Origin of the sequence: Curtobacterium herbarum, from assembly GCF_016907335.1 — a bacterium.
Lineage (GTDB): Bacteria > Actinomycetota > Actinomycetes > Actinomycetales > Microbacteriaceae > Curtobacterium > Curtobacterium herbarum.
This window is the reverse complement of sequence record NZ_JAFBBT010000001.1, coordinates 1,362,526-1,384,974: the sequence shown is the minus strand read 5'-3', so window position 1 is coordinate 1,384,974 and position 22,449 is coordinate 1,362,526. Positions and strand designations below refer to the sequence as shown.

At 68.3% G+C, this 22,449-nt stretch carries 20 protein-coding genes, 3 tRNA genes, 2 rRNA genes and 1 pseudogene; 2 read left to right on the top strand and 24 right to left on the bottom strand.

The genetic code is table 11. The features are described from left to right. Positions 1-29: 29 nt before the first annotated feature. The 6 genes from JOD51_RS06710 to leuC all read right to left on the bottom strand — a co-directional run bounded on the left by JOD51_RS06710 (position 30) and on the right by leuC (position 6,547). Positions 30-1,175 carry a D-alanine--D-alanine ligase family protein gene (locus tag JOD51_RS06710; RefSeq protein WP_204607571.1) on the bottom strand — a complete coding sequence of 382 codons (1,146 nt, stop codon included), beginning with the start codon at positions 1,173-1,175 and terminating at the stop codon, positions 30-32. Positions 1,176-1,206: 31 nt separating this feature from the next. Further along, on the bottom strand, positions 1,207-2,220 hold the full coding sequence (locus JOD51_RS06705) for an NAD(P)H-dependent glycerol-3-phosphate dehydrogenase (protein WP_204610905.1): 1,014 nt from the start codon (positions 2,218-2,220) through the stop codon (positions 1,207-1,209). Positions 2,221-2,326: 106 nt separating this feature from the next. After that, on the bottom strand, positions 2,327-3,139 hold the full coding sequence (locus tag JOD51_RS06700) for a lysophospholipid acyltransferase family protein (protein ID WP_204607570.1): 813 nt from the start codon (positions 3,137-3,139) through the stop codon (positions 2,327-2,329). Beyond that, a complete protein-coding gene (murA, locus tag JOD51_RS06695; RefSeq protein WP_204607569.1) occupies positions 3,136-4,503 on the bottom strand; it encodes a UDP-N-acetylglucosamine 1-carboxyvinyltransferase in 1,368 nt (455 codons plus the stop codon). Before murA ends, JOD51_RS06700 begins: the two co-directional genes overlap by 4 nt. Beyond that, positions 4,503-5,099 (bottom strand): 3-isopropylmalate dehydratase small subunit, encoded by a 597-nt coding sequence (leuD, locus tag JOD51_RS06690; protein WP_204607568.1) that lies wholly within the window; start codon positions 5,097-5,099, stop codon positions 4,503-4,505. Before leuD ends, murA begins: the two co-directional genes overlap by 1 nt. Continuing rightward, complete coding sequence (gene leuC, locus JOD51_RS06685) at positions 5,099-6,547, bottom strand: 3-isopropylmalate dehydratase large subunit (RefSeq protein ID WP_204607567.1); 1,449 nt, start codon at positions 6,545-6,547, stop codon at positions 5,099-5,101. Before leuC ends, leuD begins: the two co-directional genes overlap by 1 nt. 147 nt (positions 6,548-6,694) lie before the next feature. Between leuC and JOD51_RS06680 the strand changes: the two genes are divergently transcribed. Together JOD51_RS06680 and JOD51_RS06675 are read left to right on the top strand one after the other, a co-directional pair. Then, positions 6,695-7,762: an FUSC family protein gene (locus JOD51_RS06680; protein WP_204607566.1), complete on the top strand. Its 1,068-nt coding sequence runs from the start codon at positions 6,695-6,697 to the stop codon at positions 7,760-7,762. Positions 7,763-7,802: 40 nt separating this feature from the next. Continuing rightward, the gene (locus JOD51_RS06675) at positions 7,803-8,228 is read left to right on the top strand and encodes a GNAT family N-acetyltransferase (protein ID WP_204607565.1); all 426 of its coding nucleotides are present in this window, start codon (positions 7,803-7,805) and stop codon (positions 8,226-8,228) included. A gap of 108 nt (positions 8,229-8,336) precedes the next feature. Here JOD51_RS06675 and JOD51_RS06670 read toward each other — a convergent pair whose 3' ends face one another. The 18 genes and pseudogenes from JOD51_RS06670 to JOD51_RS06590 all read right to left on the bottom strand — a co-directional run bounded on the left by JOD51_RS06670 (position 8,337) and on the right by JOD51_RS06590 (position 22,173). After that, complete coding sequence (locus tag JOD51_RS06670) at positions 8,337-8,939, bottom strand: histidine phosphatase family protein (protein WP_204607564.1); 603 nt, start codon at positions 8,937-8,939, stop codon at positions 8,337-8,339. Beyond that, positions 8,936-9,310: a fluoride efflux transporter CrcB gene (gene crcB, locus JOD51_RS06665; protein WP_204607563.1), complete on the bottom strand. Its 375-nt coding sequence runs from the start codon at positions 9,308-9,310 to the stop codon at positions 8,936-8,938. Before crcB ends, JOD51_RS06670 begins: the two co-directional genes overlap by 4 nt. Beyond that, positions 9,307-9,840 carry a fluoride efflux transporter FluC gene (locus JOD51_RS06660; protein WP_204607562.1) on the bottom strand — a complete coding sequence of 178 codons (534 nt, stop codon included), beginning with the start codon at positions 9,838-9,840 and terminating at the stop codon, positions 9,307-9,309. The genes crcB and JOD51_RS06660 overlap by 4 nt, the downstream gene beginning before the upstream one ends. Positions 9,841-9,915: 75 nt before the next feature. Continuing rightward, positions 9,916-9,991: transfer RNA gene (locus JOD51_RS06655), tRNA-Glu, on the bottom strand. A 33-nt stretch (positions 9,992-10,024) separates the two neighbouring features. Further along, positions 10,025-10,100 (bottom strand) — tRNA-Glu (locus JOD51_RS06650). A 105-nt stretch (positions 10,101-10,205) separates the two neighbouring features. Next, positions 10,206-10,838, bottom strand: a complete 633-nt coding sequence (locus tag JOD51_RS06645; RefSeq protein ID WP_204607561.1) for an MBL fold metallo-hydrolase — start codon at positions 10,836-10,838, stop codon at positions 10,206-10,208. A 36-nt stretch (positions 10,839-10,874) separates the two neighbouring features. Then, positions 10,875-11,693, bottom strand: a complete 819-nt coding sequence (locus JOD51_RS06640) for a LacI family DNA-binding transcriptional regulator (protein ID WP_259557280.1) — start codon at positions 11,691-11,693, stop codon at positions 10,875-10,877. A gap of 60 nt (positions 11,694-11,753) precedes the next feature. Further along, positions 11,754-11,885: pseudogene (locus JOD51_RS17325) on the bottom strand (helix-turn-helix domain-containing protein); the annotation flags it as partial. 18 nt (positions 11,886-11,903) lie between these two features. Beyond that, positions 11,904-12,167, bottom strand: coding sequence for a hypothetical protein (locus JOD51_RS06635; protein ID WP_204607559.1), 264 nt, complete (start codon positions 12,165-12,167; stop codon positions 11,904-11,906). A 2-nt stretch (positions 12,168-12,169) separates the two neighbouring features. After that, positions 12,170-13,006: a carbohydrate ABC transporter permease gene (locus JOD51_RS06630; protein ID WP_259557278.1), complete on the bottom strand. Its 837-nt coding sequence runs from the start codon at positions 13,004-13,006 to the stop codon at positions 12,170-12,172. A 62-nt stretch (positions 13,007-13,068) separates the two neighbouring features. Beyond that, complete coding sequence (locus JOD51_RS06625; protein WP_204607557.1) at positions 13,069-14,091, bottom strand: carbohydrate ABC transporter permease; 1,023 nt, start codon at positions 14,089-14,091, stop codon at positions 13,069-13,071. 107 nt (positions 14,092-14,198) lie between these two features. After that, positions 14,199-15,422, bottom strand: coding sequence for an ABC transporter substrate-binding protein (locus tag JOD51_RS06620; RefSeq protein ID WP_204610903.1), 1,224 nt, complete (start codon positions 15,420-15,422; stop codon positions 14,199-14,201). A gap of 270 nt (positions 15,423-15,692) precedes the next feature. Beyond that, positions 15,693-15,983, bottom strand: a complete 291-nt coding sequence (locus JOD51_RS06615; RefSeq protein ID WP_204607556.1) for a zinc ribbon domain-containing protein — start codon at positions 15,981-15,983, stop codon at positions 15,693-15,695. 152 nt (positions 15,984-16,135) lie between these two features. After that, positions 16,136-16,207 (bottom strand) — tRNA-Gln (locus JOD51_RS06610). Positions 16,208-16,250: 43 nt separating this feature from the next. Then, positions 16,251-17,174, bottom strand: a complete 924-nt coding sequence (locus JOD51_RS06605) for an NAD(P)/FAD-dependent oxidoreductase (RefSeq protein WP_204607555.1) — start codon at positions 17,172-17,174, stop codon at positions 16,251-16,253. Positions 17,175-17,179: 5 nt separating this feature from the next. After that, positions 17,180-18,667, bottom strand: a complete 1,488-nt coding sequence (gene gltX / locus JOD51_RS06600; protein ID WP_204607554.1) for a glutamate--tRNA ligase — start codon at positions 18,665-18,667, stop codon at positions 17,180-17,182. Positions 18,668-18,800: 133 nt separating this feature from the next. Beyond that, positions 18,801-18,917: ribosomal RNA gene (gene rrf / locus JOD51_RS06595) — 5S ribosomal RNA — on the bottom strand. A 126-nt stretch (positions 18,918-19,043) separates the two neighbouring features. Then, a 23S ribosomal RNA gene (locus JOD51_RS06590) occupies positions 19,044-22,173 on the bottom strand. Positions 22,174-22,449 lie beyond the last annotated feature (276 nt).

The window sequence follows — 22,449 nt, the reverse complement described above, 5'->3', positions numbered from 1 at the left end:
GCCCGCGCTGTCCCGGGCCGCCCGGACCGTCAGCGGACCGCGACGCGTCCCAGCTCGATGAGCTCGGCGACGAGGTCCGGGTACGCCAGTCCCGACGCCGCCCAGCAGCGCGGGTACATCGAGAACGGCGTGAAGCCCGGCATCGTGTTGACCTCGTTGACCACGAAGCCGTCGTCGGTCAGGAAGCAGTCCACGCGTGCCAGTCCGGCGCCGCCGATCGCCTCGAACGCCCGTGCCCCGATCGACCGGATCTCGTCGGTCTCGGCCTCGGTGAGCGGGGCCGGGCAGAGCAGCTGCTCGTCGCCACCCAGGTACTTGGCCGCGAAGTCGTAGAAGCCGTCCTCGGCGACGACGATCTCGCCGGGCAGACTCGTGCGCGGGGTGCCGTCACGGCCCTCCAGGACGGCCACCTCGATCTCGCGCCCGACGACCCTGGGCTCGACGATCACCTTGCTGTCGTGCTCGAAGGCCAGGTCCATCGCGGCACCGAGCTGTGCGGGCTCGTCGACGCGCGAGACGCCCATGCTCGAGCCGGCGCGGGCGGGCTTCACGAAGAGCGGGAACCCGTGTGCGGCGACCGACTCGGCGACGTCGACCGGGTCGGACTGCCACTGCCGACGGAGCACGGTCGTCCAGGGTGCGACGCGCAGGCCGGCGTGTTCGAGGACCGCCTTCGCGACGTGCTTGTCCATCGCCAGGGCACTGGCCAGGACGCCGTCACCGGCGTAGGGCAGACCGGCGGTCTCGAGGAGGCCCTGGATCGTGCCGTCCTCGCCGAACGGACCGTGCAGGATCGGGAACACCACGTCGACCGACCCGAGGGACTCCACCGAGCCGTCGGGCAGTTCGACGAACAGCTCGCGGGAGTCACCGGAGAGCGGGAAGCGCACGCGGGTGCCGTTGTCCGGCACGGTCGGCAGCTCCTGGCCGCGCAGCGCCCAGTCCGACGGGTCGTCCGCCTGCAGGGTGAACGCGCCGTCCTTCGTGATGCCGATCGGCAGCAGGTCGTAGCGGTCGCGGTCGACGACGTCCATGATCCCGCCGGCGGTGACGCAGCTGATCTCGTGCTCGCTCGACCGGCCGCCGAACAGCACGGCGACGGTGGTGCGGTCGTCAGCGTCGCTGACGACCAGCTCGGCGTCGGTCGGTTCGGGGGCGGGCGCGGTGCTGCTCATGGACGCTCCAAGCGGTGGGTACCGGGACCGCTCACTCGCCCTGGGGCTCGTCGGTCTCCGTGAGGTGCGGCGCGATGTTGCGCGGATCGAGCCTACCGGCGAGGACCTCGCCGACCTGCCCGACGATGGGCATGTCGACACCGTTCGCCCGCGCCAGCTCGAGGATCGGCGCGACCGAGGCCAAGCCCTCCGCGGTCTGGTTCATCTGCCGGACGACCTCGTCGAAACGGTACCCCTGGCCGAGCAGCCGGCCCGCGGTGTTGTTCCGCGACAGCGGCGACTGGCAGGTCGCGATGAGGTCGCCGAGGCCCGCGAGCCCGGACAGCGTCGACGGTTGGGCACCGAGCGAGACCGCGAACTCGGTCATCTCGGCCAGGCCGCGGGTGATGATCGACGCCTTGGTGTTCTCGCCGTAGCCGACACCGTCGACGATGCCGATCGCCACCGCGATGAGGTTCTTGAGGACCCCGCCGAACTCGGTGCCGATCACGTCGGTGTTGATGAACGAGCGGAAGTAGGGGTTGGTCGCGACGGCGGCGACGGCGGTCGCGGTGTCGACGCTCGAGGACGACACGACGGCCGCGGTGGGCTGGCGTCGGGCGATCTCGAGCGCCAGGTTCGGCCCGCTGGCGACGGCGATGCGGTCCTGGTCGATGCCGAGCCCCTGCAGCAGCACCTCGCTCATCCGCAGCCCGGTGGCCTTCTCGACGCCCTTCATCAGGCTGACGACCGGCACGTCCGCGGGCAGGAGCTCCCGGATCGCGGCGAGGTTCGAGCGGAGGGTCTGCGACGGCACCGAGACGTACACCTGCTCGGCGCCGGCGAGCACTGCGGCGAGGGACGTCGACGCGGTCAGGGTGCGCGGCAGGTTGATGCCGGGCAGGTAGTCCGAGTTCCGCTTGGTCTCGGTGATCTCGCGCGCGACCTCGGGCCGGCGTGCCCAGACGACGGTCTCGGCACCGCCCTCGGCCAGGACCTTCGCGAACGTGGTCCCCCAGCTGCCGGCACCGATGACGGCGACGCGCGGCTTGTCGGTGGACTGCATCACGACGCGGATCGCCGCGGTGTCCACCGCACCGCGTGCGGCGACGGAGGGGTCCGGGTGGTCGTCGTGCGGTCGGAGACCGGGGGCGGTCACCCGGTCGGCTGCGTCACTCAAACTTGCCGGTCTCCTTCTGGCGGGCAGTGCTCGGGTCCCACCGCTTCTCCGGGGCACGCTCGCCGCGGAGCTGTTCGACGAGCTTCGTGATCTCGGCCATCAGCGCATCCGTGACCTCCTGCAGCAGCGCCTGGTCGATCGGCTTGCCCCGGTACGCGGACAGGTCCATCGGCTCACCGAACAGGATGTCGACGTGGGCCTTGCGGAACAGGTTGAGGCGCTTCGAGTACCGCGGCAGGATCCGCTGCGTGCCCCAGTGCGCCATCGGGATCAGCGGCACGTCGTTCTCGAGCGCGATCCGGGCAGCGCCGGTCTTGCCGCGCATCGGCCACAGGTCCGGGTCGCGGGTGAGCGTGCCCTCCGGGTAGACGATGACGGCGCCGCCGTTCCGGACGAGGCCGCCGCCGCCCTGCAGCGGGTTGTTGGAGCGCGTCCGGCCGGACCGTTCGACCGGGATCTGCCCCATGCCGGACATCAGCTTGCCGACGACGGGCACGTCGAAGATCGACGCCTTCGCCAGGAACAGCGGTGGTCGGCGGCTCACCCAGACGGCGGTGCCGACCACCAGCGGGTCGATGTTCGTGTAGTGGTTCGGCGCGAGCACGAACGCCCCGTCCGCCGGCAGGCGGTTCGGGCCGTGCCAGCGGTACGCCGCCACCCACCGGAACAGCGGGATCACGAAGACCGAGGTGATCCGGAACGCGACGTTCAGGTCACCACGCTTCCAGCGCCTCCCGGGGTTCGGGAGGCCCGTGGTGACCTGGTCCACCGCACCGGCTCGGGCGTCGGCCGGCTCGGCGCTCATCCCGCGAAGTCGAAGTCCGCGCCGAGCTTGCGGAGCTTCGGGATGAAGTGCTCGTAGCCGCGGCTGATGATGCCGACGTTCGTGATGTGCGACTCGCCGTCGGCGGTCAGCGCCGCGATGAGGTGGCTGAAGCCACCGCGGAGGTCGGGGACACGGACGTTCGCACCGTGCAGCTTGGTCGGGCCGGTGACGACCGCGGCCTGCTCGAAGGGACGGCGGGCGACACGGCGGTCGTGACCCGGCAGGCCCTCCTTGTGCACGACGATGTCGGCACCCATCTCGTTGAGCGCGTCGGTGAAGCCGAAGCGGTTCTCGTAGACGGTCTCGTGCACGACGCTCTGCCCCTCGGCCTGCGTGAGCGCGACGACGAGCGGCTGCTGCCAGTCGGTCATGAACCCGGGGTGCACGTCGGTCTCGATGACGACGGGCTTCAGGACGTCGAGCTCACGGTAGAACCGGATGCCGTCCTCCTGGATGTCGAACCCGCCGCCGACCTTGCGGAAGACGTTGAGGAACGTCATGAGCTCCTGCTGCTTGGCGCCCTCGACGAAGATGTCGCCGTTGGTGGCCAGCGCGGCGGAGGCCCAGCTCGCAGCCTCGTTGCGGTCGTTGATCGCACGGTGGGTGTAGCCGCGGAGCGACTTGACGCCCTCGATGAAGATCGTGCGGCTGGGCTCGACCGTGACGATCGCGCCCATCTTCTGCAGGATCGCGATGAGGTCCATGATCTCGGGCTCGATCGCGGCGTTGCGGAGCTCGGTGGTGCCCTCGGCGAGGACGGACGAGAGCAGGACCTGCTCGGTCGCGCCGACGCTCGGGTAGGGCAGCTCGATGTTCGCGCCCTTGAGGCCGTTCGGGGCCGTGATGTGGATGCCCGAGATCTGCTTGTCGACGACGGCACCCATGGCACGGAGTGCGTCGAGGTGGAAGTCGATCGGCCGGTCGCCGATGCGGCAGCCGCCGAGGTCGGGGATGAACGCCTCGCCCAGCTTGTGCAGCAGCGGGCCGCAGAACAGGATCGGGATGCGGCTCGACCCGGCGTGGGCGTCGATCTCGGCGAAGTGCGCGGTCTCGACGCGGGACGGGTCGAGGATCAGCTCGCCACGGGCCGGGTCGGTCACGCGCACGCCGTGCACCTCGAGCAGGCCGCGGACGACCTTGACGTCGGAGATGTCCGGGACGTCCTTGAGGATCGACGGGGTGTCTCCGAGGAGCGCGGCGACCATGGCCTTGGTCGCCAGGTTCTTCGCACCGCGGACCTCGATGCGTCCCACGAGGGGCTTGCCCCCGCGGATGACGATCTCGTCCGACTTCAACCCGACGCGCGCCCCTGCAGCTGCTGCGTCCTGTACGAGAGAGTTCACTACTTCACCGGCAATGTCTTCGGCCGCCAACTGGAGCGGCAGTGTTCGAACTCCGTGATCGAGGTCTCGTCACGGAGGGTGAGCCCGATGTCGTCGAGCCCTTCCATCAACCGCCAACGAGTGTAAGCGTCGATCTCGAAAGCCACGTCCACGTCGCCGATCGACACGCGCTGTGTCGCCAGGTCCACGGTCGCCTCGATGCCCGGCTGCGCGTCGATGGCGGCCCACATCCGCTCGATCTCGGGCTCCGGCACCATCGCGGTGACCAGGCCCTGCTTGCCGGCGTTGCCCTTGAAGATGTCCGCGAAACGGGGGGACACGACCACGCTGAAGCCGAAGTCGCGGAGTGCCCACACCGCGTGCTCGCGCGACGAGCCGGTGCCGAAGTCCGGTCCGGCGATCAGGACGCGCGCGCCCTGGAACGCCGGCTGGTTGAGCACGAACCCGGGGTCCTGGCGCCAGCCGGAGAACAGCGCGTCCTCGAACCCGGTCTTCGTGACCCGCTTCAGGTACACGGCAGGGATGATCTGGTCGGTGTCGACGTTCGACCGCTTGAGCGGTGCGGCGACCCCGGTGACCGTGGTGATCTTGTCCATCAGTGGTTCCCTCCAGCGGTCACCGGCACGGTCAGGCGTGCGTCGTCGTCCAGGTCCCACGGGCTCGAGAGCGTCCCGCGGACGGCGGTCGCGGCCGCGACGAGCGGCGAGACCAGGTGGGTCCGGCCGCCCTTGCCCTGCCGACCCTCGAAGTTGCGGTTCGAGGTCGAGGCGCATCGCTCCCCCGGCGCGAGCTGGTCGGGGTTCATGCCGAGGCACATCGAGCAGCCGGCGAAGCGCCACTCGGCGCCGAAGTCGGTGAAGACCTTGTCGAGCCCCTCGGCCTCGGCCTCGAGCCGGACCCGAGCAGAGCCGGGGACGACCATGACACGCACACCGGGTGCCTTCTCACGGCCCCTGATGACGGAGGCGAAGGCCCGGAGGTCCTCGATGCGGGAGTTCGTGCAGGAGCCCATGAAGACCGCGTCCACCGCGATGTCCTTCATCGGCGTGCCGGCCTCGATGTCCATGTACTCGAGCGCGCGGGAGGCCGCGGCGCGGTCGTTCGGGTCGGCGTAGTCCGCCGGGTCCGGCACGGCGTCGGACAGCGAGACGCCCTGGCCGGGGTTCGTGCCCCAGGTGACGAACGGCTCGAGCGTGTCGGCGTCGATGAAGACCTCCGCGTCGAACACCGCGTCGTCGTCGGTGGCCAGGGTGTCCCAGTACGCGACGGCGTCGTCCCAGTCGGCGCCGGTCGGGGCGTGGTCGCGGCCCTGGACGTAGTCGTAGGTGGTCTGGTCGGGGGCGACCATGCCGGCGCGGGCGCCCGCTTCGATGGACATGTTGCAGATGGTCATCCGGCCCTCCATCGAGAGCGCCCGGATCGCCGACCCGCGGTACTCCAGGACGTAGCCCTGGCCACCGCCGGTGCCGATCTGCGCGATGACGGCGAGGATGATGTCCTTCGCGGTGACCCCGGTGCGGAGCGTGCCCTCGACCGTGACGGCCATCGTCTTGAAGGGCTTCAGCGGCAGGGTCTGCGTCGCCAGGACGTGCTCGACCTCGCTGGTGCCGATGCCGAACGCCATCGCGCCGAACGCCCCGTGGGTCGACGTGTGCGAGTCGCCGCAGACCACCGTGATGCCGGGCATGGTCAGGCCGAGCTGCGGGCCGACGACGTGCACGATGCCCTGCTCCTTGTCGCCCAGCGAGTGCAGGCGGACACCGAACTCGGCGCAGTTGCGGCGGAGCGTCTCGATCTGCGTCCGGCTCGTCGGGTCCGCGATCGGACGGTCGATGGCGAGCGTCGGCGTGTTGTGGTCCTCGGTCGCGATGGTGAGGTCCAGGCGACGCACCGGGCGACCGGCCTGCCGGAGACCGTCGAAGGCCTGCGGGCTGGTCACCTCGTGCACGAGGTGGAGGTCGATGTACAGGAGGTCGGGGTTCCCGTCCTCTCCCTTGACGACGACGTGGTCGTCCCACACCTTCTCGGCGAGCGTCCTGCCCATGCCCGTGCCTCCTCGCTTCGCGTTCCGACACCGCTGTCGCGGCGCCGTGCGAGCACTCTAGCAGCTTGGTATACCAATCGTGGGACGACGGTCGGGAGGCCCGCCACGCCTCGACGACACCCGTCGCGGTGAGAGGATGGCCAGGACATGACGACCGCTCCGCACTCGACCCGCACCACCAACCTCGAGGGCGCAGCCCGCGCCGCGATCGCGGGCGGGGTCCCGCTCGCGCTGCTCATCGGACTCGGGATGCCGCAGTACGCCGCGTTCGCGATGTTCGCCGGATTCACCGCGATCTTCGGCGCCACCGAGCCCTACCGGCAGCGTGCCGTGACCACGGGTGTCGCCGGCGCACTGCAGGTCGCGTGCATGGCCGCCGGCATCGCGGTGTCGCTGCTCGGGGCACCGCTGTGGCTGCAGGGCACCGGACTCGTCCTCGTGCTCGTCGTCGCGGTGTCCACGCTCAGCGCGCTCCGGACGATCCCCGCCCAGCCGATCTTCCCGGTGTTCGCGTTCGTGGTGTCCGCCCTCGTCCCGGTGCACACCGGCGACCTGCCGCTCCTCGCCACGATCATCCTCGGCTCGGTCGTCTGGGCGTGGCTCGTCGCGATGTCCGGCGCGGCCTTCCGCCGGGTGCTGCACCCGTACGCACCGCACCGGTTCCGCCCGCTCGCGGACCCGAAGCACCGGTCACTGGCGGTCGTGGGCACGTCGGCGCTCTGGGAGACCGTCGCGCTCAACGTCGTCGGCGCGCTCGTGGCCGGGACGGTCGCCGAGTTCCTGCCCGGTCTCGGCCACCCGTACTGGGCCGTGATCGCCGTCGTGTCGACCCTGCCGGCGCTCCGGCAGCGCCACACCGTCTCCCGCGCCGTGCAGCGTGTGGTCGGCACCGTCGGCGGCACCGTGGTCGCGGTCGGGATCCTGCTGCTCGAGCCCTCGGCGTGGTGGATCGTCGTGATCGCCGTCATCGGGCAGTTCATGGCCGAGGTCTTCGTCGCCCGGAACTACGCCGTCTGCCTGCTGTTCCTGACGCCGCTGGCCCTCGCGGTGTCGTGGCTCAGCCTGCCCGAGGCACCGGGCCTGCTGGCGCTCGACCGGATCGTGCAGACGCTGCTCGGCGCGTTCGTCAGCGTCGCACTCCTGGCGGTCGGACGGGTCGTCGAACGGCGCCGCGGGCGGGCCCTGGGGGCGACCAGCAGCATCCGCACGGTCTGACGGCAGCGCACCCCACGACCGCTTCGGGCAGGCTGGGGGCATGGACACCGCCGACGACTACACACTGCTGCCGACCGCCCCGCCGCTCGAGGACTACCTGCGGCTGCGGCGCGACTCCGGCCTGACACCGGTGACGGCCGAGCAGGGCGCGCCGGCCATCGCGGGTGCCTGGTCGGCCTGCCACGTCGTCGACGCTGCGGGCACACCGGTGGCGATGGGCCGCGTGATCGGCGACGGCGGGTGGCACTTCCACATCGTGGACGTCGCGACGGACCCGGCACACCAGCGACAGGGCCTCGGCCGCGCGGTGGTCGAGTGGCTCGTGGCGGACATCCGCGACCGCGCCCCGGCGGGCCCCTGGGTCTCACTCATCGCCGACCCGCCCGGGCAGCGGCTGTACCGCTCGCTCGGGTTCGAGGACGTGTCGCCGAGCCTCGGCATGGGGATCGTGCTCGGCGCTGACTGACCCGCGGTCGCCGGGCCGGACGACGGCGGGCCGGACGACGGCGGGCCGGACGACGGCGGGCGGCGGGGTGTCGTCACCGCCGCCCGTGCCGTCCGTGCGTCCGTCCGCTCAGGACGGGGTGATGTTCCAGGCGTCGATGACGGGTCGGCCGTGCTCGTACCCCAGCGTGCTGACCGTCGCCGTGCCGAGCTTCAGCACCGCACCGTCCTGCGGAGCCAGACGGATCCACGCGGCACCGAGGGCGCGGAGCACGTGGCCGTGCGCGACGAAGATCGCGTCCTGCCCCTCGGCGAGGACGGGGCGCGCGCGGTTGATGACCCGCTCGACGCGGACCCTGACCTCGGCGGCGCTCTCACCGGGGGTGTCGCCGGCCGGGACCCCGTCGGTCCAGAGGTCCCACGGGCCGTGGCGCTGGACCTTGATCTGCGGCGTCGTCAGCCCCTCGTACGCGCCGTAGTCCCACTCGTACAGGTCCTCGTCGAGCTCCGGGTCGACGCCGATGATGCGGGCGGTCTCGCGGGCCCGGGCGAGGGGGCTCGACAGCGCGAGCGCGAAGTCGCGGTCCGCCAGGTACCGGGCGGCCCGTCCGGCCTGCGTGACACCGTTCTCCGTCAGCGGGATGTCGGTGCGGCCGGTGTGCTGCCCGCTCTTCGACCACTCCGTCTCTCCGTGGCGGACGAGGACGAGTTCGCCGGGGCGTTCCGAGGTCATGTGTTCCTTCCGAGCTGGAGGCCGAGCGCAGCAGCGCCGACCGAGACGACGAGCATCCCGAGGCCGTTCAGGACGGCGAGCCGGGTCTTGCCGGATCGGAGGAGCTGCACGGTCTCGACGCTCGCCGTCGAGAACGTCGTGTACCCACCCATCATGCCCGTCCCGAGCACGGCGACCATCGGGACCGCGAGCGTGCCGGCCTCCCCCAGGCCCGTGACGACCCCGAGGACGAGCGATCCGGAGACGTTGATGAGCAGCGTGCCGAGGGGGAACCGGGTCACCCGGGTCTTGACGACACCGTCCAGGACGAACCGCAGCGCTGCCCCGACTCCGCCGCCGAGCGCGACGACCAGCAGCGTCAGGGCGGTCACCGCGCTGCCCGCTCCGTCGTGCCGCCCGCGACCGCGAGCCCGGCGACCACCGCGGCGAGCCCGAGCACCACCGACAGCAGCGCGTACCCGCCGCCGGCCGCCCACCGACCGTCGCCGAGCAGTCGGGCAGTGTCGTTCGCCAGGGTGCTGTAGGTCGTGAACCCGCCGAGCACGCCGGTGCCGACGAACAGCCGGAGCGACCGACGACGCCCGACGTCCGGACCCCGGCGGGCGAGGGTGTCGAGCAGCAGTCCGAGGCAGAACGCGCCGACGACGTTGATCGCGAGGATCGTCCAGCTGATCCCGTCGACGGCCGGGAACGCCTGCGCGAGGAAGGCGCGGACCGCGGTGCCGATCGCGCCGCCGAACGCCACGAGGACGATCAGCGACCAGCGCCGGTGCGGCGGCCGCTCCTGCGCCGGTCCACCCTGTGCCGGCCCGCCTCGGGCCGGTCCACCTCGGGCCGGTCCACCTCGGGCCGGTCCACCTCGGGCCGGTCCGGTGTGCTGCGGCCGTCGGGTCGGGTCCATGCCGACATCTTCCCGCACCGGCACCCACGAACGACGAAGTCCCCCGCCCGGGATCCGGACGAGGGACTGCATGCGTGGTGACCCCAGCGGGATTCGAACCCGCGTTACCGCCGTGAGAGGGCAGCGTACTAGGCCGCTATACGATGGGGCCGCGGCGATGTGTCGGTTCGGAGTGTGTCACTCGTGGTGACCCCAGCGGGATTCGAACCCGCGTTACCGCCGTGAGAGGGCGGCGTACTAGGCCACTGTACGATGGGGCCGTTCCGACAACTCGACAAGTATTGCACAGGGTCTCAGCGAGCGCCAAAACGGCCGCGCCCACACCGGTGTGTCGGCGGCGCGAGATGCGCCTCGGCACGCGGTCCTCAGACCGTGAGCGACTCCCCCGGCCGGAGCACGACGACCTGGCCCGCCGGCTCGACGGCCTGCCGGATCCGGTCCGTGTGTCCGACGAACCCGATGTCGGACAGCGTGGCCTCGTGGATCGGGAACGCCCGGTGTGGGGCGACCGCGGCCAGGTGGTCCATCAGCTCGCCGATCTTCAACCACGGCGCCCCGACCGGCGTCGCGAACACCTCGACGGGCACCCCCGGGTCGATGTAGGCGTCCCCCGGGTGGAACAGCGTGCCGTTGACGAGCACCCCGGTGTTGTCGACGACCGGCACCGACGAGTGGATGAGCTGGTGCCGCGTGCCGTGGAAGGTCAGGGTGAAGGCACCGACGGTCCGGGTGTCGCCGTCGGTCACCACGTCCACGACGACCGACCCGGCCAGCGCCGACGCGACCCCGGCCGGGCCGAGGACCGGGACGCCGGGGTTCCGTTCCAGGATCCGTGTGAGTTGCTCGGCCGTGCCGTGGTCGGGGTGCTCGTGCGTGACGACGACGGCGACGACGCCCGTCGCCTCGACCGGGCGGGTGTAGGCGCCGGGGTCGATGACCAGGCGGTCGCCGTCCTGCTCGACGACGAGACAGGCGTGCTCGAGTTTCGTGACCAGCATGTGGGCGAGGCTACGCCCGCCGCCGGCGGACCGACCTCACCGGGACGGTCGCGCGGTCGTCCGCCGCACGACGAGCCGCGCGGCGGACGGCGGGAGCGGTCCCGGGGACGCGCCCTGGGCCTCCAGGACGACCGTCCGCGCGGCCACGCGACCCTGCGCCTCCGGGTCCTGCGCGACGGTCGTCAGCCCGAGGACCTCGCCGTACTCGTGCCCGTCGACGCCGGTGACGGAGACGTCCCGCGGCACGTCGAGCCCGAGCCGGTGCGCGGCGACGACGACGCCGAGCGCCATCTCGTCGGAGGCGCAGACGACCGCGGTCGGTCGCTCCCGCGCGGCGACGTCGAGCAACGCGGTGCCCGCCGCGACGCCGCCGGCGAACGAGAAGCGACCGTCGGCGTACCAGGTCGGGCGGACCGACGCCCCGGCGCGGGCCATCGCCTCGGTGAAGCCGTCACGGCGGCGGTACGGCACGGCCACGCTGAACCCGGCTTCGTCCTGGCCGCCGACGTAGGCGACGTCGCGGTGTCCGAGCTCCACGAGGTGCGTGACCGCCAGGGCCGCGACCTCGTGGTCGTCGACACCGATGTTCCGCAGGTCGCGGGCCGGTCCGCCGATCACGACGGTCGGCAGCTCGCTCACCTGCAGCTCGCGTCGCTCGGTCTCGTCGAGGACCAGCGACAGCAGCACCAGCGCATCGACCCGCTGGCGCAGCATCGTGCGGCGGAAGGCCCGGTGTCGGTCACCGCCGGGGCCGCCGAGGTTGTACAGGACCAGGTCGTGTCCGGCGGCCTGGAGCTCGGCGTCGACCCCGCCCAGGGCCTTGGCGGTGAACCACCGGTCGATCACCGGCACCACGACGCCGACCGCGCGCTGGCGACCGGTGGCCAGGCCGGCCGCCGCCGAACTCGGGACGTACCCGAGTTCGTCGGCGACCCGGCGGACCTGGTCGATCGTCGGCCGCGCGACCGTCGGCAGGCCGCGGAGCGCCCGCGAGACGGTGGCCTTCGACAGACCGGTCGCCTGCGCGATCTCCTGGATCCCCACGGGGTCCTCCCGGGAGGCCCGTCAGCGGCCGGACACGCGCGTCACGGTCGGCGCGCGGTCGGTCCGGGCAGCGTCCGCCGTCCGCCGGAGCACCCGTCGTCGCCACCGGTCCAGCAGGACGACCGCGACGACGGTTCCGAAGAGGGCGAGTGCCCAGCCGAGTGCCGGCCGTCCGGTCAGCTCGCAGAACACCGTGACGCCGAAGAACAGCAGGCCGAAGCACCCGACGAACCCGATCGCCTCCTCGATCCGCGACGTGGGCCGGAGCGGTGCGCGCTGTGCCACGGTCAGCCCTTCACGCCGCCGGCGGTGAGGCCGGCCACGATGCGTCGCTGGAACACGAGCACCAGGATGACGAGCGGGATCGTGACGATCGTGCCCGCCGCCATCACCGCGGTGTACGGCTCCTGGTGCGGCTGCGACCCGGCGAAGGACGCGATGGCGACCGTGACCGGCTGGGTGGCGTCGCTCGAGAGCTGGGACGAGATGAGGTACTCGTTCCAGGACGAGATGAACGCCAGGATCGCGGTCGTGAACACGGCCGGGGCAGCGAGCGGCAGGATGATCCGCCGGAACGCCTGGACCCGGGTGCACCCGTCGATGCGTGCGGCCTCCTCGAGGTCCCACGGCATCTCGCGGAAGAACGACGCCAGCGTGTAGACCGTCAGCGGCAGCACGAACGAGATGCTCGGCAGGATCAGCGCCTGGTAGGAGCCCATCCACCCGATGTCGGTGAACAGCTGGAACAGCGGCGAGATGAGTGCGACGCCCGGGAACATCGACGCGGCGAGGATCGCGCCGGCGATGAGGGACTTGCCGCGGAACTCGAGCCGGGCCAGTGCGTACGCCGCGGTCGTCCCGACGAGCAGGGCGATGATCGTCACCACCGCGCCGATGAACACGCTGTTGAGCAGTGCGCGCCCGAGGTGGTTGCCGAGCGCCGTCGAGAACGCGGTCGCGTAGTTGTCGAGCGTCACGTGGGTGAAGAACGGCGTCGGGTCGAACGTGTACCCGACGTCACGGAACGAGGTGACGATCATCCAGTAGAAGGGCAGGAGGCACCACAGGGCGATCACCGCGGCCTGGATGCCGGTGCGGAGCGTCGGGCCCACGTGGCGTTTCACCCGGACCTCGCCACGTGCACCAGCACGTTCGGCGGGGATGCGGAGACGGTCTGCTGCGAGGGTCACTTGAGTTCGCCCTTCTGCTGTGCTGCCTGGGTCTGCACGACGTTCGCGCCGAGGAACCGGACGAAGACGAACGCGACGACGAAGACGATCACGAACGTGATGGTGGAGAGTGCCGAGGCGGAGTTGAAGCCCTGACGGATCTGGTCGACGACCAGCACGGACAGCGAGACGGTCGCGTTGCCGGAACCACCACCGCCACCGGTCATGATCGCGATGAGGTCGTAGATCCGCAGCGCATCGAGCACGCGGAACAGGATCGCGACCATGAGCGCCGGCTTGACGAGCGGCAGCGTGATGTTGACGAAGCGCTGCACGGTCGAGGCGCCGTCCATCTTGCCGGCCTCGTACACCTCGTCGGGGATCAGCTGCAGCCCGGCCAGGATGAGCAGCGCCATGAACGGCGTCGTCTTCCAGGTGTCGGCGATGATGATCGCGAAGCGCGAGGCCCACTCGTCCGAGAACCAGAGGACCTGGTGGCCGATGACGTGGTTGAGCACGCCGTTCGCGTCGAAGATGAAGTACCAGAGCTTCGCGGTGACGGCGGTCGGGATGGCCCACGGGATGAGGATCGCGGCGCGGACGAGGGCGCGGCCCCTGAAGTTGCGGTTCATGATGATGGCCATCCAGAGCCCGATCACGGTCTCGAGTGCCACGGTCACGACCGTGAAGAACAGCGTGTTGCCGAAGGCCGTCCAGAACTGCGACCCGAGGTTGCCGGGCGGGCAGGCCGCGTTGCCGCACTGCTGGCCGAGCCAGTGCACGTAGTTCGTGACGCCGGCAAAACCGCCCTCGACGAACAGGCCGGTGGCCTTGTCGAGGCCCTGGTCGAGCTGGAACGACTGGATGACCGCGCTGACCACGGGGTAGCCGATGACGATCGCCAGGAGCACGAGCGTCGGGCCGATGAGGTACACGGCCCACCGGCCGTGGTCCGCGTTGAGCCCGCCCTTGCGACGCTTCGGTGGCTCCATCCCCTGGGGATCGGGGATCGCTGCGGGGATCTCGGTTGCTGCTGACACGAACGGCCTCCTTGCCGGTGTCGGGAACGCACAGAGGGAGGACGGGAGGGTCGTGGTCGCGTGACCACGACCCTCCCGTCAGCGGGTGGCGTCCGCCACCCGCGGTGTCAGTTGCCGCCGCCGTCGGTCGCCGACTTGAGGGCGGCCTGCATGTCCTGCATGGCCGAGTCGACGGACTTCGACCCCTTGAGCGCGGCGTAGGTGTTGTCCTGGATCGCCTTCGTGACGGCCGGGTAGAACGGCGTGACCGGACGCGGTTCCGCCGACTCGATCGACTTCAGGAGCGTCGGCAGGTACGGCAGCTTCGCCGTCAGCTCCTGGTCCGTGTACAGGTCACCGATGACCGGGGCGAGCGACCCCTGCGTCGCGAAGAACTTCTGCGTGTCGTTCGAGATGAGGAACTCGAGGAAGTCGTGCGCGGTGGCCTTGTGCTTCGAGTAGACGCTGATCGCGGCGTTGTGGCCGCCGAGGGTGGACGCACCGACACCGTCGGCGCCCGGGATCGGGGCGATGCCGAAGGTGTCCTTCACCTTGCTCGAGCCGTCCGTCTTCGCGAGGCTGTACACGTACGGCCAGTTGCGCAGGAACAAGAGCTTGCCGTCCTCGAACGCCTGGCGACCCTGCTCCTCCTGGTAGGTGATCGCCTCCTTCGGGATGTTGCCGTCCTGGAACGCGTCGACGAGCTTCTGCAGCCCGGCCTTGGCGTCGGAGGTGTCGACGTCCGGCTTGCCGCTGCCGTTGAGGACGGCTCCGCCAGCGCCGTTGATGGCCTCGGACGCGTTGACGGTCAGCCCCTCGTACTTGGCGAACTGGCCCGCGTAGCAGCCGATGCCGGCGTCCTTGGCGATCTTGCAGTCGCTCATCATGTCGTCCCACGTCTTGGGCGGCGTCTTGACGAGGTCCTTGCGGTAGTAGAGCAACGCGCCGTCGGAGGTCTGCGGCGCCGCGTAGAGCGTGTCGTTGTAGGTCGCGGTCTTCACCGTGGACGGCAGGAGCTTCGAGGTGTCGATCTTCATGTCACCGGTCAGCGGGGTCAGCCAGCTCTTCGCGGCGAACTCGGCGGTCCAGACGACGTCGACGTCCACAACGTCGTAGTTGTCGTCCTTCGCCTGGAAGTGCTGCACGAGGTCGTCGTGCTGCTGGTCGGCCTGGTCGGACTGCTCCTTGAAGGTGACCTTCTCGTCAGGGTGTGCCTTGTTCCACTTGGCGATCAGCGGGCGGACGACGTTCGAGTTGTCCTTGCCCTGGACGTAGGTGATCGGTCCGCGGCTGTCCTGCCCGCTCTTCGCGTCGTCCGAGGCGGAACTGCCGCTCGAGCAGCTCGCGAGCATCAGGCCGACGACCGCGATCCCGGCGATCGAGGCCGCACGGCCCTTCGCACGTGTGTTCTTCACAGCGTTGTCTCCTCATCGAGATCACCAGGAGCATCGCCGGACCGTGCCCGGCGACGCTGCACTGGAGCAGGCGACGCTGCCTGCTGAGCGAGGACGCTACGCCCCGGACGGGGGTCGTGCAACCGGTTGCACGCGCACCGTGACCGGAGCGTTACCGAGCTGTGCCGTGGCGAGCCGTCCAGCCCGCAGCGCGGTGGTCGCTGGTGCTCAGACGCCGCTCGGCGGCAGGGTCTCCTGCGCCAGGTGCGCCTGCTGGGCCCGCTCGCTGTCGGCGATGAACCGTTCGGCACCCTCGCGCGGCATCGAGGACTGCCCGCCGCAGTACGCGCACTGCAGCACGTACCGACCGTGGCCGAAGGGGAACACGGGCAGGAAGAACAGCGTGAACCAGGTCCGCAGCCGGTGCAGGCGCTGCGCAGCGGTGGACCCGCACAGGGCGCAGGCGAAGAAGAGCACGCCGACGAGAGCGGAACGCGAACGGCTGCCGAAGATGATCATGGGTCCCCCTGGTCGTGTGGTGCCCTGACGGCGTCCGGGCGTGGCGGCGTGATGGCCGCGTTCGTGCACCGACGATAACCCAGCGCCGCACCACCGCGCCTGCGAACAACGAAAGCCCCCGGTTTCCCGGGGGCTTTCGTGGTGTTCAGATGCTGGGGTACCTGGACTCGAACCAAGAACGACGGTACCAGAAACCGCTGTGTTGCCAATTACACCATACCCCAAAGGCCTTGCAGCCCTGCACCCCGTTGTCCGGGGCACGATCAACTACTGTACAGCATCCCGCGGGTCTTCGAGACCACCGACGAGGTCCCGGTGCACGGCCGCCGCGGTCGACGCACCGTGCCCCGCCGCGACGATGAGTTGCTCGGGTCCGGGCGGTGTGACGTCCCCGACCGCGTACAGCCCGGGCAGGTTCGAGCGACCGAGCCGGTCCACCCGGACGAAGCCCAGCGCGTCACGGTCGAGGTCCGCGTCGACCCAGTCCAGGTCGGCGTGCCACTCGGGCCGGACGAAGGCACCCGTCCGCGGCACCACGTCGCCGTCGGCCAGCCGCACGCCGGTCATGCCGGAGCGGTCACCCTCCAGGTCCGCCACCGGTCGCTCGTCGACGCGGATGCCCGCGGCCGCGAGACGCGCACGTCCCGCGTCGGACACCCGGGCGACACCGTTCGTGAAGACGATGAGGTCGTCCGTCCACGACCCGACGAGCAGTGCGCGGTCCACGACGTCGTCGGTCTCACCGATGAACGCCAGGGGCGCTCCGGCCTTGTCGTACCCGTCACACTCGACGCAGCTGTGCACGTCGGTTCCGTAGAACGCCCGGAGCGACGGCAGCGCGGGGAAGGTCTCCCGGAGGCCCGTGGCGATCACCACCGCACGCGCGGTCGCCGACACCTCGGCACCCCGCCACGTCCCGTGGACGTTCCACGCCCCGTCCGTCTGCCACACCCGGTCCACGACCGCCTGCGTGACCGTGGCCTCCGGGTACGCGGCGACCTCGTCCCGCCCGAGCTTCCGCAGCTCGAGCGGCGAGATGCCGTCCCGCGTGATGAAGCCGTGCGACCGGAGGGTGGCAGCGTTCCGCGGCCGGTTCGCGTCGAGGAGCAGCACCGTCCGCTTCGCCCGCACCAGGTTCAGGGCAGCGCTGAGCCCCGCGGGGCCCGCACCGATGACGACGACGTCGACCATGGACGTCAGCGGGCCGCGAGGGAGCGGAGCCGCGTGAGCGTGGACTGCTTACCGAGGATCTCCATCGACTCGAACAGCGGGGGGCTGATGCGACGACCGGAGACCGCGACCCGCAGCGGCCCGAACGCCACCCGCGGCTTCAGCTCGAGCCCGTCGATCAGTGCCGTCCGGAGCACCTGCTCGATCGCGGCCGTCGACCAGTCGTCGAGCTGCTCGAGTGCGGCGATGCCGGCCTGGAGGACCGGGGCCGGGTCGCCCTTGAGGGAACCGAGCGCGTCGTCCTCGACCACCAGGTCGTCGTCCGAGGTGAAGAGGAAGCCCAGCATCGCCGGTGCCTCGCTGAGCAGCTGCATGCGCTCCTGCACGAGCGGGGCGGCGAGCTCGAGCACGCGCTCCTGCTCCGCCGTCGCCGGCTCGTCGAGGAACTCGGTCAGGTAGGGCCGCAGACGACCGCGGAAGTCGGTGGGGTCGAGCAGGCGGATGTGGTCGCCGTTGATCGACTCGGCCTTCTTGTGGTCGAAGCGCGCCGGGTTCGGGTTCACGTCGGTGACCTCGAACGCCGCGACCATCTCGTCGATCGAGAACACGTCGCGGTCGGCACCGATCGACCACCCGAGCAGCGCCAGGTAGTTGACCAGGCCCTCGGGCACCATGCCGTTGGCGCGGTGGTGGAAGAGGTTCGACTCCGGGTCACGCTTCGAGAGCTTCTTGTTGCCCTCCCCCATCACGTACGGCAGGTGTCCGAACTGCGGGATGAACGCGGCGAGGCCGATCTCGTACAGCGCCCCGTACAGCGCGATCTGGCGCGGCGTCGACGACAGCAGGTCCTCGCCGCGCAGGACGTGCGTGATCCCCATCAGGGCGTCGTCGAGCGGGTTCGTGAACGTGTACAGGGGCTTGCCGTTCGGGCGCACCACGACGAAGTCGGGGAAAGAGCCCTGCGGGAAGGTGATCTCGCCACGGACCAGGTCCTGGAAGCTGAGGTCGCGGTCCGGCACCCGGAGGCGCAGCGCCGGCTGGCGGCCCTGGTCACGGAAGGCCTGCCGCTCGGCGTCGCTGAGGTCCCGCTCGTGGTTGTCGTAGCCCTGCTTCGGGTCACGGCCGTTCGCGACGTTGCGCGCTTCCATCTCCTCCGGGGTGACGTAGGACTCGTAGACGTGTCCGGCCGCCGTCAACTGTGCGATGACGTCGGCGTAGACGTCAGCGCGCTCGGACTGGCGGTAGGGGCCGTGCGGTCCCCCGACCTCGACGCCCTCGTCCCAGTCCAGCTCGAGCCAGCGCAACGCCTCGATGATCTGCCCGTACGACTCTTCGCTGTCTCGGGCAGCGTCCGTGTCCTCGATGCGAAAGACGAGCTTGCCGCCGGTGTGGCGGGCGTAGGCCCAGTTGAACAGGGCGGTCCGGACGAGGCCGACGTGCGGCGTGCCGGTCGGGGACGGGCAGAACCGGACGCGGACGTCGGAACCAGTGGCAGAGGAGAATAGCGCAGTCATGACGCCCTGATCCTACCGCGGGCGCCTGCTCCGACCGCTGACGGCCGCGATGGACCCTCGGACGCCGAATGCGAAAAGCCCCTGACGGGTGGAGCGTGATGCTCCACCCGTCAGGGGCTTTCCATGAAAAGAAGTCCGGCGGCGTCCTACTCTCCCACAAGGTCCCCCTTGCAGTACCATCGGCGCTGAGAGGCTTAGCTTCCGGGTTCGGAATGTGACCGGGCGTTTCCCTCTCGCTATGACCACCGGAACACCATCGACCAGATCTGGTCTCAGACTGCTCCGCCGTAGCGAATATTCAGTTTGATTCCCGATCGTCTGTCGGGAACCACAAAGTGGACGCGAGCCCTGACCACAAGGGGCCAGGAAAAAAGTGTGTGTCAAGTCTTCGGCTTATTAGTACCGGTCAGCTCCACGGGTCGTTAGTCCCCGCTTCCACATCCGGCCTATCAACCCAGTAGTCTGCTGGGAGCCTCTCACACTCAAGGTGCATGGAAATCTCATCTCGAAGACGGCTTCCCGCTTAGATGCTTTCAGCGGTTATCCGGTCCGAACGTAGCTAATCAGCGGTGCCCTTGGCAGAACAACTGACACACCAGAGGTTCGTCCATCCCGGTCCTCTCGTACTAGGGATAGATCTTCTCAAATTTCCAACGCGCGCAGCGGATAGGGACCGAACTGTCTCACGACGTTCTAAACCCAGCTCGCGTACCGCTTTAATGGGCGAACAGCCCAACCCTTGGGACCTACTCCAGCCCCAGGATGCGACGAGCCGACATCGAGGTGCCAAACCATGCCGTCGATATGGACTCTTGGGCAAGATCAGCCTGTTATCCCCGAGGTACCTTTTATCCGTTGAGCGACAGCGCTTCCACAAGCCACTGCCGGATCACTAGTCCCGACTTTCGTCCCTGCTCGACCTGTCAGTCTCACAGTCAAGCTCCCTTGTGCACTTACACTCGCCACCTGATTGCCAACCAGGTTGAGGGAACCTTTGGGCGCCTCCGTTACTCTTTGGGAGGCAACCGCCCCAGTTAAACTACCCATCAGGCACTGTCCATGAACCCGATCAGGGTCCTACGTTAGACATCCAAAGTGACCAGAGTGGTATTTCAACAATGACTCCACGAACACTAGCGTGCCCGCTTCACAGTCTCCCACCTATCCTACACAAGCCACTCCGAACACCAATACCAAACTGTAGTAAAGGTCACGGGGTCTTTCCGTCCTGCTGCGCGTAACGAGCATCTTTACTCGTAGTGCAATTTCGCCGAGTTCGCGGTTGAGACAGCTGGGAAGTCGTTACGCCATTCGTGCAGGTCGGAACTTACCCGACAAGGAATTTCGCTACCTTAGGATGGTTATAGTTACCACCGCCGTTTACTGGGGCTTAAATTCAGAGCTTCGCCGTGAGGCTGACCCTTCCTCTTAACCTTCCAGCACCGGGCAGGCGTCAGTCCGTATACATCGTCTTGCGACTTCGCACGGACCTGTGTTTTTAGTAAACAGTCGCTTCCCACTGGTCTCTGCGGCCTTCAACGCTCACGGAGCAAAGTCCGGTCACGTATCCGGCCCCCCTTCTCCCGAAGTTACGGGGGCATTTTGCCGAGTTCCTTAACCACGATTATCTCGATCTCCTTGGTATTCTCTACCTGACCACCTGAGTCGGTTTCGGGTACGGGCGGCTGCAACCTCGCGTCGATGCTTTTCTCGGCAGCATAGGATCACTGAATTCCCCTTACGGGTACGCGTCGGGTCTCAGGCATACAGACGACGGATTTGCCTATCGTCAGCCCTACATCCTTACACCAGGTTCACCTTACGGATACCATCGCCTGGCTCAGCTACCTTCCTGCGTCACACCTGTTCATACGCTAACCGCACCAGCATGGGGTCGAGCGTTAGACCGGCCCGTCTCACCCCGAAGGGATCAACAAGTGCCGGGTTAGGACTCTTAGCACCACTGGATTAGCTTGGGCGGTTGTTCGCCGGTACGGGAATATCAACCCGTTGTCCATCGACTACGCCTGTCGGCCTCGCCTTAGGTCCCGACTTACCCAGGGCGGATTAACCTGGCCCTGGAACCCTTGGTCTTTCGGAGGACGGGTTTCTCACCCGTCTTTCGCTACTCATGCCTGCATTCTCACTCGTGTGGCGTCCACGGCTGGATCACTCCGCCGCTTCACTCGCCACACGACGCTCTCCTACCACTCCGCACGACTGAACCACGAAGGCTTGTCTAGTGTGCGAAATCTACAACTTCGGTGGTGTGCTTGAGCCCCGTTACATTGTCGGCGCGGAATCACTTGACCAGTGAGCTATTACGCACTCTTTCAAGGGTGGCTGCTTCTAAGCCAACCTCCTGGTTGTCTGTGCAACTCCACATCCTTTCCCACTTAGCACACGCTTAGGGACCTTAGTTGGTAGTCTGGGTTGTTTCCCTCTCGACGATGAAGCTTATCCCCCACCGTCTCACTGCTGCGCTCTCACTCACCGGCATTCGGAGTTTGGCTGACGTCAGTAACCTGTTGAGGCCCATCGGCCATCCAGTAGCTCTACCTCCGGCGAGAAACACGCAACGCTGCACCTAAATGCATTTCGGAGAGAACCAGCTATCACGAAGTTTGATTGGCCTTTCACCCCTATCCACAGCTCATCCCCTCCATTTTCAACTGAAGTGGGTTCGGTCCTCCACGACGTCTTACCGTCGCTTCAACCTGGCCATGGATAGATCACTTCGCTTCGGGTCTAGGACATGCGACTGAATCGCCCTATTCAGACTCGCTTTCGCTACGGCTACCCCACACGGGTTAACCTCGCCACATATCGCTAACTCGCAGGCTCATTCTTCAAAAGGCACGCCGTCACCCCTACAAAGGAGGCTCCGACGGTTTGTAAGCAAACGGTTTCAGGTACTATTTCACTCCCCTCCCGGGGTACTTTTCACCTTTCCCTCACGGTACTTGTCCGCTATCGGTCATCTGGGAGTATTTAGGCTTATCAGGTGGTCCTGACAGATTCACACGGGATTTCTCGGGCCCCGTGCTACTTGGGATACACATCCGGCCATAACACCATTTCGTCTACGGGGCTGGCACCCACTACGGCCCGGCTTTCAAACCGGTTCGACTATGATGCGCTGTAACCGCCCCAGTCCGGCAGAACTGAGTGACGTGTCCCACAACCCCGACCATGCAACGCCCGCCGGCTATCACACATGATCGGTTTAGCCTCATCCGTTTTCGCTCGCCACTACTCACGGAATCACATGTTGTTTTCTCTTCCTGTGGGTACTGAGATGTTTCACTTCCCCACGTTCCCTCTACCCGCCCTATATATTCAGGCGGGAGTCACCAGGTCACAAAAGCGCCTAGCGGGGTTTCCCCATTCGGAAATCCTCGGCTCACAGCTCGATTATCAGCTCCCCGAGGCTTATCGCAGATTTCTACGTCCTTCTTCGGCTCCAGATGCCAAGGCATCCACCGTTTGCTCTTAGAAACTTGACCACAAAGATTAAAATTGCGATCCAACGCCACGAACCACGCCAACCCGAAAGCTGACGATCATCGATGACGCGAATCTAAAGATGCTCGCGTCCACTGTGTAGTTCTCAACATACGATCGGCACCACACTCCCCCACACCCAACGGTGCGGCTTCATGTGGCCCAACGAAGGACCCATACGGCCCAACCCCCACCACAGGTGGGCATCCAACACGGACACCACCCACAGCAGGAAGCCTGGTCCCTCAGGACCCAACAACGTGCACCAGCCAACCCGC